At 32.6% G+C, this 12,815-nt stretch carries 13 protein-coding genes; 2 read left to right on the top strand and 11 right to left on the bottom strand.

Annotation, left to right across the window (positions count from 1 at the left end):
- Positions 1-122 precede the first annotated feature (122 nt).
- Genes AAGD20_RS03195 through AAGD20_RS03210 form a run of 4 tightly spaced genes read right to left on the bottom strand, consistent with a single transcriptional unit; the run spans position 123 to position 3,965 of the window.
- A complete protein-coding gene (locus tag AAGD20_RS03195; RefSeq protein WP_341749357.1) occupies positions 123-1,604 on the bottom strand; it encodes a UbiD family decarboxylase in 1,482 nt (493 codons plus the stop codon).
- Positions 1,601-2,683, bottom strand: coding sequence for an LptF/LptG family permease (locus AAGD20_RS03200; protein WP_341749358.1), 1,083 nt, complete (start codon positions 2,681-2,683; stop codon positions 1,601-1,603). Before AAGD20_RS03200 ends, AAGD20_RS03195 begins: the two co-directional genes overlap by 4 nt.
- Positions 2,684-2,737: 54 nt before the next feature.
- A complete protein-coding gene (tgt, locus tag AAGD20_RS03205) occupies positions 2,738-3,823 on the bottom strand; it encodes a tRNA guanosine(34) transglycosylase Tgt (RefSeq protein WP_341749359.1) in 1,086 nt (361 codons plus the stop codon).
- A gap of 16 nt (positions 3,824-3,839) precedes the next feature.
- Complete coding sequence (locus AAGD20_RS03210) at positions 3,840-3,965, bottom strand: hypothetical protein (protein ID WP_275656747.1); 126 nt, start codon at positions 3,963-3,965, stop codon at positions 3,840-3,842.
- A 535-nt stretch (positions 3,966-4,500) separates the two neighbouring features.
- Between AAGD20_RS03210 and AAGD20_RS03215 the strand changes: the two genes are divergently transcribed.
- On the top strand, positions 4,501-6,609 hold the full coding sequence (locus tag AAGD20_RS03215; RefSeq protein WP_341749360.1) for a hypothetical protein: 2,109 nt from the start codon (positions 4,501-4,503) through the stop codon (positions 6,607-6,609).
- A 296-nt stretch (positions 6,610-6,905) separates the two neighbouring features.
- A complete protein-coding gene (locus tag AAGD20_RS03220; RefSeq protein ID WP_341749361.1) occupies positions 6,906-7,160 on the top strand; it encodes a hypothetical protein in 255 nt (84 codons plus the stop codon).
- Here AAGD20_RS03220 and AAGD20_RS03225 read toward each other — a convergent pair.
- The 7 genes from AAGD20_RS03225 to AAGD20_RS03255 all read right to left on the bottom strand — a co-directional run bounded on the left by AAGD20_RS03225 (position 7,129) and on the right by AAGD20_RS03255 (position 12,720).
- The gene (locus AAGD20_RS03225; protein WP_341748792.1) at positions 7,129-8,400 is read right to left on the bottom strand and encodes an IS256 family transposase; all 1,272 of its coding nucleotides are present in this window, start codon (positions 8,398-8,400) and stop codon (positions 7,129-7,131) included. The genes AAGD20_RS03220 and AAGD20_RS03225 overlap by 32 nt on opposite strands.
- A 72-nt stretch (positions 8,401-8,472) precedes the next feature.
- The gene (locus AAGD20_RS03230; RefSeq protein WP_341749362.1) at positions 8,473-8,931 is read right to left on the bottom strand and encodes a bifunctional (p)ppGpp synthetase/guanosine-3',5'-bis(diphosphate) 3'-pyrophosphohydrolase; all 459 of its coding nucleotides are present in this window, start codon (positions 8,929-8,931) and stop codon (positions 8,473-8,475) included.
- Between the two features lie 128 nt (positions 8,932-9,059).
- Positions 9,060-9,794: a coenzyme F420-0:L-glutamate ligase gene (locus AAGD20_RS03235; RefSeq protein ID WP_341749363.1), complete on the bottom strand. Its 735-nt coding sequence runs from the start codon at positions 9,792-9,794 to the stop codon at positions 9,060-9,062.
- Entirely contained in the window at positions 9,784-10,449 is a 666-nt protein-coding gene (locus AAGD20_RS03240; protein ID WP_094649757.1) for a CADD family putative folate metabolism protein, read from the bottom strand. Before AAGD20_RS03240 ends, AAGD20_RS03235 begins: the two co-directional genes overlap by 11 nt.
- Positions 10,446-11,045 (bottom strand): dihydrofolate reductase, encoded by a 600-nt coding sequence (locus AAGD20_RS03245; RefSeq protein WP_341749364.1) that lies wholly within the window; start codon positions 11,043-11,045, stop codon positions 10,446-10,448. The genes AAGD20_RS03240 and AAGD20_RS03245 overlap by 4 nt, the downstream gene beginning before the upstream one ends.
- Before the next feature lie 9 nt (positions 11,046-11,054).
- Complete coding sequence (gene folP / locus AAGD20_RS03250; RefSeq protein ID WP_341749365.1) at positions 11,055-12,314, bottom strand: dihydropteroate synthase; 1,260 nt, start codon at positions 12,312-12,314, stop codon at positions 11,055-11,057.
- Positions 12,301-12,720, bottom strand: a complete 420-nt coding sequence (locus tag AAGD20_RS03255; RefSeq protein ID WP_341749435.1) for a dihydroneopterin aldolase — start codon at positions 12,718-12,720, stop codon at positions 12,301-12,303. Before AAGD20_RS03255 ends, folP begins: the two co-directional genes overlap by 14 nt.
- Positions 12,721-12,815 lie beyond the last annotated feature (95 nt).

Raw genomic sequence — 12,815 nt, forward strand, 5'->3', positions numbered from 1 at the left:
CTCGCAATGACGCATGTATCTATAACTCGTCATTGCGAGACCATATAATGGTCGAAGCAATCCATTCATGGTCATTTTTTGGATTGCTGCGTCGCCGCAAAGCGACTCCTCGCAATGATATTTCAGGTACCCAGCATACCCCAAATTTTATCAATTTTTTCAATGACTTCACTAGTCATTTCTATTTTCTTTCCCCAAGCTCTATTAGTCTCTGGGGATATTTTATTAGTTGCATCTATCCCCATTTTACTACCAAGTCCTGATACAGGGGATGCAAAATCAAGATAATCTATTGGCGAATTATCAATAAACGTGCTATCTCTAGAAGGATCGCTCCTAGTTGAGATTGCCCAAGCTACTTCCTTCCAATCTCGAATATCTATATCATCATCTACCACAATAATAAATTTGGTATACATGAATTGTCTTAAAAACGACCAAATCCCCATCATTATTCTTTTTGCATGACCTGGATAAGCCTTGCGGATAGATACAATGGCAATTCTGTAAGAACAACCTTCAGGCGGTAACCAAAAATCAACGATTTCTGGAAATTGTTGCTGAATTATCGGAGTAAATATTTCATTTAATGCCACGCCAAGTACCGATGGTTCATCTGGAGCTTTACCAGTATAAGTGCTTAAATATATAGGTTGCTTTTTCATGGTAATAGCCTTAACATTAAAGACTGGAAAATATTCAACGTCATTATAGTAACCTGTATGATCACCAAATGATCCTTCTGGTAGATATTCATCAAAACTTACATGCCCCTCTATAACAATTTCGCTATAAGCTGGCACTTTCATATCTATACTAACACAATTTACCAATTCAATTGACTTGCCTCTTAATAATCCAGCAAAATTATACTCAGACATATTATCAGGCAGCGGCATAACAGCCGCCATAGTCACAGCAGGGCTTGCCCCAATAACCACTGCAGCAGGAAAAGGCTCTTTTTTTGCTGATGATTGCCAACGTTTATGTTGTTGTGCTCCACCTCGCATTTTAAGCCATCGCATAATAAGTTTGTTACGCCCAACTACTTGCATTCGGTATATACCGAGGTTAAAATTATCTACCTTCTCTAGACTAGGTCCTTTAGTAACAACTATTGGCCAAGTAATTAATGGCGAAATATCAAGAGGCCAACAGGTTTGTATCGGTAATATATTAACATCAGGATCATCAATTATAACTTCCTGGCAGGGAGCTTTTGATAACATTTTTGGCGACATAGCCAACATTCTTTTTGCCAATGGCAACATGGCAAAGGTTTCTTTAAAGGAAGAAGGTAGTTCGGGGGCTTTAAGAAAAGCTAGCAATTCTCCGAATTTCCTTAAATCTTCTTTACGTTTCAACCCAAGTCCCAAGGCGATTCGCTCAGTACTAGCATATAAATTAGTTAGAACTGGCATATTAGACTTAGTTCCATCATTTTTAATAACATTTTCAAACAGCAGAGCCGGACCATCTTGTATTAAAATTCTTCTACTGATTTCTGTTATTTCAAGGTTAGATGATACGGGATAGGATATACGCTTAAGAAGCCCATTTTGCTCGAGGAGTTCTATAAATTGTGGTAAATCTTGGAAACTCATATAATTTTACGGAAATATAAATATAGACTTAAAATAATAGCAATAATCATGTTAGCATAACAAGCAAAGATAAAATTTAAATCTTTTGAAGCAAGATTTTGTAATACAAAATGCAAGTATGTGATAATTATGGCAGAAATTGCCGTAATTAGAATCTGTCTTAAACTAGATTTTTTATTATAAGGCTGTCGTAAAAAAACCGATAATGTAAGAAAGACCAATACAAAATTATACATAGGCCAAATCAATCTTTGGTGTCCCTCAGCAATTAATTTAATCTTCCTTTGCTCTGATAAAATATTGTTGGGTTTTAATAATTCATCAATATAATACTCATTGATTTCTCGACTATATTCATCCCTTACCAAATTTTTACTATTATTACTAACTAATTCTACGGTTAAAAGCTCGAATGATAAGTTACTTAAATTACCATTATGATCATATGCCTGCCTAACTCCATCTTTTAACTGAAAAGATGAGCTGTTATTATATATTGTAAACATCCCTGATTTAGAAAACAAGATTGCATTGTTATCACGCTTACGATTATCAAAAATGATTAAACTTTTCATAGTACCATTAGGTAATTTCTTATCAAAATAAACTGTTATATCTTTAGAAATTGTATTAAATGTCTTTTCATCTAACATATTGGATGCATAATTATTCCTCATAAAATTAAGATCTGATTTAAGTTTGCCATAAGATAATGGCAATAAACTAGTCGAAATATAATAAGCAAATAACGTAATCATCAGAGCTACCATCAATGCTGGGCTAGCTAGTTGGATATTATTTAATCCCAAATTTTGTAAAATAATTATCTGACGTCTCTCACTCAAAGCATTATAAGTATAAATAACAGCAACAATAGTTGCAAAAGGTAATAAAATAAACAACAAAGATGGTATTATTAAAATAATTAAATTTAAGAAATCCTGAACTTTTATGCCCTTATCAATTAAGTACAACATCTTTAATATCTGGGTAATCCATACAAGGCTAGTAACCGAAAAAATAATTATTACCAAAGATGGTATTATATTTTTTATTATATAACGTTTATATATCAACATTCTGTAATCATTTATAGTCTTTCAAATATCTATACCATGCAAAATTATCGATAACTAATGCATAAAATCAAAGTCTTTTCCTTGTTGAATATATTGCCTTATTCTTGACATTAATTCTTGGAAATACACCAAATTATGCCAAGTCATAAGCACTGCTCCTAAAATCTCTTGGCTCTTTACCAAATGATGCAAGTAAGCTTTATTATAATCCTTACATGTTGGGCATGGGCAATCATCTTCAAGCGGCTCCTGATCATCCTTATACTGACTATTGCGAATATTTACTACACCATATTTGGTGAAAGCTTGACCATTTCGACCAGAACGCGTTGGAATAACACAATCAAACATATCTATTCCCCTTGCAACTGCCCCAATAATATCATCTGGTTTACCAACCCCCATAAGGTATCTGGGCTTATATTTAGGTAATAAATCTGGAGCATAATCTAGCACTTTAAACATTATTTCTTGTCCCTCACCTACTGCCAGCCCTCCAATAGCATAACCTTCAAAATCTAATTCTACCAAATTCTTTGCTGACTCGGCACGCAATTCCTGATAGATATTTCCCTGTACAATACCAAATTGACCATAACCTTCTCTTTGAACAAATGCTTTTCTCGATCGAACTCCCCATCTAGATGTTAATTCCATCGATGATTTTGCTTGCTCAAATGTTGCCGGATATGGGGTACATTCATCAAACGCCATGGTAATGGTACTATCTAGAAGATATTGGATCTCTGTTGCCCGCTCAGGACTTAATATATGCTTACTACCATCAATATGCGAGTTAAAAATCACCCCTTCTTCTGTAATCTTACGTAATTTTGACAGGGACATTACCTGAAAACCACCTGAGTCGGTAAGTACAGGCTTTGACCAATTCATAAATTTACGTAAACCGCCAAACTTGGCAACTCTTTCAGCCCCTGGTTGTAACATTAAATGATAAGTATTACCAAGTATTATATCAGCTCCGGTAGATTCAACTGCTTCTGGTAACATGGCTTTTACCGTACCTTTCGTGCCGACCGGCATAAAAGCTGGAGTACGTATTTGACCATGCTTAGTAGTTATAATACCAGTTCTGGCTTTTTTATGTTGAGATTGTAAATCAAATGAAAATTTTTGCATATTATATTTACCTAAACTAATTCAACGCATATATAATCAATTCAGGAGAATTGGGTATAGTCAATTGAGAGAAGTTGGTGACGTCGTCGCTCAATGCTCGCCTATTACTTATAGGCGTCGCTCCATCGTTCCTGCTACCCAATTCCCCTGAATTGACTATAGTATATACTAATTATGATATGCACTAAGTATTTTATGAGAAATATTTTTATTATTTTTATTGACTCACCTTACGCATGGCGTTTAAAAGTCATATAGAAAATAGCTTGGCGTCATTGCGAGAAGCTACTTTAGTAGCATTGAAGCAATCCATGAGAATTATAGTCAATTGATGGGAAGTTGGTGACATCGTTGCTCAATGCTCGCCTATTACTTATAGGCGTCGCTCCATCGCTCCTGCTACCCAATTCCCCTGAATTGAATTGACTATACCATAAAAAATCCCAATTTGCATAATATTTCGTGATATTTTTACATCGCGTTTTCGTTAATATAAATTAGTATATTTTAAGATTATAGGTTAAGGTTATAAAATAAGTTTCTTTATAAAAATAATGCTTGCAATATTAATTATATCTGATAACTTGCATTCAGTAACCCGTTTAATACGGTGAAAAATTACAAACAAATTAGTCTATCCCACTAAAACCATTAACTTTTAATATAGGTAAAAAACAATGACAATAGATTTTAATAAATATGTAAAAGAGGGTAATTTTTTAGATTTACCCAAAACAGCAATATTCAAAGGTTCTTGCTTTGGAGAAACTGAATTACATGAGATAAACGCTAATATAGCGAATAATCCAGGTAGTTATAAAATCAATCTAGCTGAGTTAGTTGATTTTATAAAGAGTAATACAAATATTACTAGAGTTAGTTTACCCTACTGTGATCGCATTGATGAAAACAATATGAGCTTCGTAGATTTACTAAAAAATTCTAATATTACTAAACTTAATATAGCAGCTAATGGTTTAGGTGGTACAGCAGCTAATGATTCAACTAATATAATAAAGTCTATAGCCGAAGCTTTGAAGAACAATAAGACCCTTACTGACCTTGATCTATCATCCAATTGTATCGATGCTGAAGGAACAAAAGCAATAGCTGAAGCTTTGAAGAAAAATAAGACCCTTACTAGCCTTAATCTATCATCCAATTTTATAGGTGCTGAAGGAACAAAAGCAATAGTTGAGGCTTTATTAGTGTACAATAGCACCCTTGCTAGTCTTAATCTATCATTAAATAATATAAAAGATGGTGCTGTAGAATTAATAGCTAAAATGTTGGAAAGCAATAGAACCCTTACTAACTTTGATCTATCACACAATCGTATAACTGTTGAAGGGATAAAAGCAATAGTTGAATCTTTGAAGAACAATAAGACCCTTACTAACCTTGAACTATCATACAATTGTATAGGTGCTGAAGGAATAAAAGCAATAGCTGAAATGTTGGAAAGCAATACTACTCTTGTTAATATTAATCTAAAAGAATATGTGCTTATAGACGATACTGTTATAGAAAACATAAACAAGAAACTGCAACGTAATAAAGAAATAAAAGATATTAGTGAAGCATTTAAACTAATCATATCTAAAATAACTCTAGACACTGATGGTGCTCCGTTATTGTCTTTGGACAAAGAATACAGTGAACAAAATAGTTTCTTGAAGACACTCCAGGAGTATAGTAAGAGATATGGGGCATTTCCTTTACCTGCGTTAGAACAAAGTATAGCCCAGTCTCTATACCAAGACGCAGTACATGTTCACAAAGATGGAACAGAACAATTATCGTTTACTGCCAGATCAGGTGCTCTAATAAAAGTAATGCAAACAATATTGGAACGTTTAGGATTCAAGGAAGACAAGATTAATGAATTTAACTCTAAGATAGTAGAAATTATTGAAGAAGTAAAAGAAATGTTTTTGCTAGAGTTGGATATATTGAATAATAATTTGATGAACCCAAGCGAGATTAATATTGACACGAGTGTGATTAATGTTCCAACTAATAAATTTGATCCAGATCACGTACTTCAAATTTTACTCTCTAATGAATTTACAAGAGGGGAATGGCAACATAATCAACAATTAACTGATTTTTATGAAAAATATCCTGAATTCAAGATACCAGGAACTATCTTGCATAATTTACTTAACAGTGACTCACCTATTTACCCTAATATTGCGGTACTATTAAACCAACATGTTGATGAAAATACTTTTAAACATAACCCTCGAATACAAGAATTGTTAAAAGAGTTTTCTACTCCAGTACTAACTAAGAATTTGTCTTCTGCATTAGAAGACAATAACATAGAAGATATAGTCTCATGGTTATCCGTCATTAATTTAAGGTCTGCAGTAAAATTAGAATCTAATTTATTAACAAAATTATCCCAGATAAATAATAAAGCAGTAGAAATATTACTAGTAAATCAACCATTGAAGTTGCTTATAGATGATGAGGGTAATAATTTATTGCACCTTAGTTTACAGAATGGTAACTATCAATTAGCAACCCGAATTTTAAAAGAAGGGTGTATTAATGTTGAGCAACAGAATAATAAAGGTAAAACAGCTCTGGATATATTGCACGAAAGCCCATTAGCACTTGAGCAAAAAGAAGTCCTTGACGCTCCTTTAGCACAGCATCCTGATACTCATCTATCAAATATTAGTGAATATACACAGAGCGACTTATTTATAGACAACCCAATGGCATTAGTTTTAGGGGATATCTCGCATCATACTACAGATACTGGTTGCATATCATAACAACAGCCAGCATGGCAATTATAAGATGATATATCCGCTCATCTAGTGGCTGGGATCATAGTACCCTACAATTTTTATTCTATAAGTATTAAACAGCATAAAAACGTCATTGCGAGAAGGCGTGAGCCTACGAAGCAATCCATATAGTCTTGATGTATCTATACTAATTCTCATGGATTGCTTCGTCGCTACTAAAGTAGCTCCTCGCAATCTGATGTATCCCCACGAAATTGTTGCAAAATAGCAAGAATTGATAGAATATCATCATTATTTAATGATGATGGAGATAGTAGGTTATGGATGTAAAAACAGTATTAAATGAAGTAATAAAAGAACATTGTCCTTTTATACATAATAATCGTTTAAATGCGTTACTTGATGTTGCAGAAGACTTGACAGTAAAAGATAAAAAGATTTATTCGTATTTTACTCTTGGGAAATTTATTATTGAATTTAATTATTTGCATGCCATAAAACCATTGGTAGAATCCCGAGTCAATCATTTATTTTGTGTAAGTTCTATTTTTTACATTCCAATAAATCATATTTAAAATCACCACAAAGTATTTCAAATTGATTCAAAGCTAATGACCAATCTTTTATGGGCATAGTCCATTTTTTAGATGCATTTTGCAGAGCTAAAAATATTATTTTCTGAATTGATTTATCATCTGGAAACACCCCCTTATTTTTGATGATTTTTCTAATTTGACGGTTGACAGATTCAATGGTATTTGTTGTATAAATTACCTTTCTTATTTCCTCAGGAAAAGCAAAAAATGGGATTATCCCACACCAATTACGTTGCCAAATATCAGAAATTACTGGATATTTTTTGTCCCATTTTGAACTAAATTGTTGAAGTTTTAGACTTGCCATTTCTTCATTATTTGCTGTATAAATTTGCTTCAAATCTGTGGTCACCTCCTTTAAATCCTTATATGAGACATACTTCACTGAATTGCGAACCATATGAACTATACATAACTGTACTATAGTCGCAGGAAATATGCTACTTATCGCTTCCGGAAAACCTTTTAGACCATCAACACAAGCAACATAAATTTGTTCTACTCCTCGATTTTTTAACTCAGTAACTACTTGCATCCAGAATTTAGCACCTTCATTTTTTCCTACCCAAATACCCAGCAACTCCTTCTTTCCTTCTATATTAACAGCAATCGCTAAATATACTGCTTTATTTATCACTACCTGGTTATCCCTAGACTTAACATGAATACAGTCTAAGTATAATATTGGATAAACCTTATCTAAACCTCGATTTTGCCACCTAGTTACTTCGTCTATTACTCCATCGGTTATTGTCGATATTAAATCACCGGAAACCTCAGTTTGATATATTTCTTCCAAATGACCTCGAATTTCACTGACTGTCATTCCTCGACCATAAAGTGAGATAACTTTATCGTCAAATCCACTGAATCTTCTCAGCCCTTTAGGTATTAATTTCGGAACAAACTCTCCTTCTCGATCTCTTGGTACTTCCAGAGTAACCTTCCTACCATCATCATCAATTATTGTCTTTTCATAGCTACCATTACGACGATTATTATCTACTTTCGGCATTTTACTATGCTTTGAATAACCTAATTCATGCTCTAGTTCACTTTCTAATATTTTTTCAACTATTTGCTTTTTTAGTTGTTGAAATAATCCTTCTTTGCCAAACAACTTAGATGGATCGGCTTTTGATAATAATTCTTCTACTAAATTATTACTTATATTATTATCTTTTAGTTCTAATATCTTCTTTTTTATTTTTTCTGACATATTTTACCTTTTTATAAGTTGTTTTCTTACAGTACTTCTTACTGCTTACTTTTGCAACTTACACAAAGTATATTATAGACTCAATAATTTTCTTAGTTTTGTTTCCCGTGCCTTTTTATATTCATCATGGTTTGCTGTACCAAATTCTGCTATATTATGCATCTCTCTAGTTCTGATTTGTATTTCTATATTACGTCCATAAATATCAACTACAGCTATGACATGCAACGAACGATAGCCATTATTCTTAGGATTATCAATATAGTTTTTAGACTTCTCTATATTAATAGAATAGATATTATAAATAATATCTAATACTTTATAACAATCTTCCTGTTTATCAACTATAATTCTAAAAGCGACTAAGTCAGTTAATTCTTTCAAGGCAATAGTCTTTCGTAATATCTTCTTTACAATAGAATAAGGGTCTTTTAATCTGTAATATATTTCAGCTACTATGTCATTTTCATACAATTTAGCACTGATAGTACCTATGATATTACGTAAATCGTTAGTATTTGTATCTTGCATAATTGATACTCTAGTAAATCATGTAGTGAATTTGTTAAAAATATTAGATAAACAAACAACTAATTATAACATATCGATTTTATCAAAAAATAATTGGCTTGTCAATAACAGGAGGAGATAACATGCCATTAGACAATATGCCATTTGGCAGCACGTAGTAGGGGAGAATATAAATCTTCATCCATAGGAATCAAGATATTTTTCTCTTCTTCTATTGTGGGAGGTCTATCAAGAAAGTAAATTTTAGGTGCATCTTTAATGATAGCAATAGGAGTTTGTTCATTACCTTCACCCATAACAAAAACTGCTGAAGTCGCCAAAGCATCTAAAATATTCACTTGTGTAACCCTTAATGGACTATTATAAAGATCAGGTTTATCAATATATGAATAAATGGGTATAAAACCACACCAACCAAGAGTGATACCGGTTACACCTCGTCTCATGATTGTTGTATGGCTGTCCGTAATCACAACACCAATCTTTTTAAGATTATGTCTCTTTTTTAAATATTCCCATATCCAAATAACTGTTTTTTGAATATTCTCAGGATACAAAACATATACTCCATGTACGTTTGATTCATCTATACCTGCAGAAGGTATAAGTATACCATTCTTGACAGTTAAATAAAGATCATAAGGATTACGGTCTGTTTCCAACACTAAATCTGCTTCTTGCTTAATCAATAAATTCTTACATATACTATCCTTTGAAACTAAACGTCCTTGTATGATGCTAATTATCTTGGATGTTATAGCAACAATATCTTCATCTACAAGCTCTTGGATATATTGATCTAAAATTTGTTCCAAACAATCATTAACCTCAATCCTGTGAGTTTTTATACCTTTAACAAGCATGACATTCTACCATTTTCATCATCCCATCAAGAAAGAACCATAGTAATTTAGCTCCTTCTTTTGCTCCATAAAAAACTTTCTGCTGATCGTTTTTGTTAAGAGACTTTATCAGACTAACCAACTGTTCTGTATGCCATTTATCAGCTTCTTGATGAACAGAAAAAAATTGCAATGTTTTATTATCTTGAATTCCATAATGCTTTTTTAAACCATCAATCTTAGAAGCAGCAACTTCTGGTGTTTGCCTTTCATAGGCATATAAAGCCCCTAATCCCGTCGGATAATCTGTTCTCACTAGCTCCAAATATCCTTCAACTAGTTTGCAAGTTGAAACTAATTCTGGAAAATTTGGGATTGACTCCCTTGATACACCTATCCCTTCAGCAAAGCGTAACCATAATTCAGGATGATTATCATCACCTTTCTCCTCATCAATCAAATTCTCTAGCAAAATTTGTCTTGCTTGAATCTTATCACAAAGAGTATGGATTTGACTTATATATCTAGGAAAAGCAGAAACATGATGATAGTATTCTTTTACATAGATTTGTAATATTTCATGTTTCAATAATCCTTCATTCCATAACTTATAAAACGGATGTTTAAGTAAATGAAATACCTCAAGAGATGTATTAAGGTTTGTGCAAAATATCATGATATCTCCTTTATATTTGTAAGCTTACAAATAGTATAATTAGGGTGTTCTTTTAAAATTTTTTCATCCCATCCTTTAAAATATCTTAAATCAATGGATGTATCACCAGAATATAAGTGGTGTATTTTTGTTAGTATAAAATAAGAAATCAGATTATGTTCTAAAAATAAATGAGCAATCTCAGCTCCTCCAATCATAAAAAGTTTCTTTACTAAGTTTAAAGATTGAATATATTTTAGAAACTCATTCAATGAACTTACTATCTTTACATCGTTGGAAATACAATGATGATTACGAGAAAAAACAATAATATCTCTATTATAATCAATTGATGAGAAGTTGGTGACGTCGTCGCTCAATGCTCGCCTATTACTTATAGGCGTCGCTCCATCGCTCCTAGCCCCAAATTCTCCTGAATTGACTATAGTTAGCGAAGTTTTTGGTATTATGTTATAAGTCTTTCGTCCCATAATCATAATATGTCCACTAGTTGTAGCTCTAAAATGCTCAAGTTCTTCAGGATAACTCCAAGGTAAAGAGTTTCTATCACCAATAACTCCTTGTTGCGTTGCTGCCATGATACCTATTATCTTCATATGATTACCCTATTGATGAAAGTTTTGATAGGTTGTAAAAAATCGCATATGGTTCCTTACATTATGAACACGCAAAAAATCTACCTTATCTTTTAATGCAAGGGAAGTAGCAATAGTTTCAATGTCCCGATTCTTAGCATCAACTGTAGAAAATGCCTGAATATAGGATTTTCTGGAGTGTCCAACCATAATTTGAACATCTAAGCTCCTGAGTTCTTGAACATATCGTAAAATCTCTATGTTTTGATATGACGATTTTCCAAAACCGATACCTGGATCAAGGATAATATTTTCTTGAGAAAAGCCAATATTTAAGAGACGCTCAATGGATTGCTTTCCCCATTCTTTTATCAAACTAATAGGTCTATGTTCTAAAGATAGAATTAATTCTTGATTAGGTGGAATACTCAATGAATGCATGAAACATAGTTTACAACCTTTCTCGGCAATGCTCTTCAGAGTTCTATTATCAAAATCACCTTTGACATCATTAATCCAACTAATCTGATAATTTTCAAGAAGCCGTTTAACAGTAGATGACCAAAAACTATCTATGCTAACTTTAAGCATTCCTTTATTTATTAATGTTGTAATCCCATCTAGAACAGGCTTTAATTTATTATATTCCTCCTCTGGTGTATGAATTACAGCACCTGGTCTTGTAGATTGAGCCCCAATTTCAATAATACTAGCACCATCACTAGCTAATTCTTGAATTTGTTCAATTGCTTTATCTGGATTGTTAAATTGTCCTCCATCTGAAAAGGAAGCATTTGTAACGTTAACAACCCCCACAATTGCAGGATTTAGAACAAAGCTTTTAGAAAAAGAGTTTGTTAAAGGCATCTTTGTCCAGGGCTGTACTTCCATGAGGGCTAAAAGATGTTGTAAGAATGGTCGAGTACTTAATTCTGGATGCGGTATTGTAAGCTGAGGAGTATTGATCTCAAGTTCATCCCAAAGTAAAATATCTAGATCAATAATACGAGGTGCCCATTTTTCATAAATAGCCAATCGCCCCATATCAGATTCTATTGATTTCATGGTTATAAGTAGTGCATCGGGTGATAAATCCGTCTCTCCCGCAACGATCATGTTTAAGAATGGTTTATTCCAAGATGGAGGAGTGTTATCTGGCAAAATCGCTTCGGTTTCAAGTATAATTGAAGATTTAGAATTTCGTAAACAGCTTTGTGTTAATAAATTCACAGCCATATTTAAGTTATTAATACGATTTCCTAAATTAGATCCAATGCTAATATAAATCATTGTCCCCTCCTTTACTACATAAAGCAGAGCAGTAAGTAAAAGCAATATCTCCATGAACATCTTGGATGGGCGGTGACATTTTACGTGTTGTTACACTGACAGATTGAACAATATCACGATATCTCAATAAAGATTTATCAATAGCATGATAAACTTCTATCGTTAAATGTTCTATCAGATTAAACTGTTTAGTTTGGCAAAGAAATTTAATACTTTGAACAAGCTCAAGATAACAAATTGTATCTTCAAGTTTGTCGGTAATTGTGCCTTTTGGTGGGGTTGTAAATTCTAATTCAATATTAAAACTAACTAATTGCGAATGAAATTTTTCTTGATCACTACATCCAAGATGAATCCATATCCGTAAATCTGAGATTATAAGTTTTAAAAAATTCTTATTGAAAATTTACCTCTTATATAAGTTTATAAAAAAGACTTGTCTAAAAATGTACATGAAACACCATATCATAGTAACATATAAAATATGCTAAGTCAATAATT

Source organism: Candidatus Tisiphia endosymbiont of Sialis lutaria, from assembly GCF_964026535.1.
Lineage (GTDB): Bacteria > Pseudomonadota > Alphaproteobacteria > Rickettsiales > Rickettsiaceae > Tisiphia.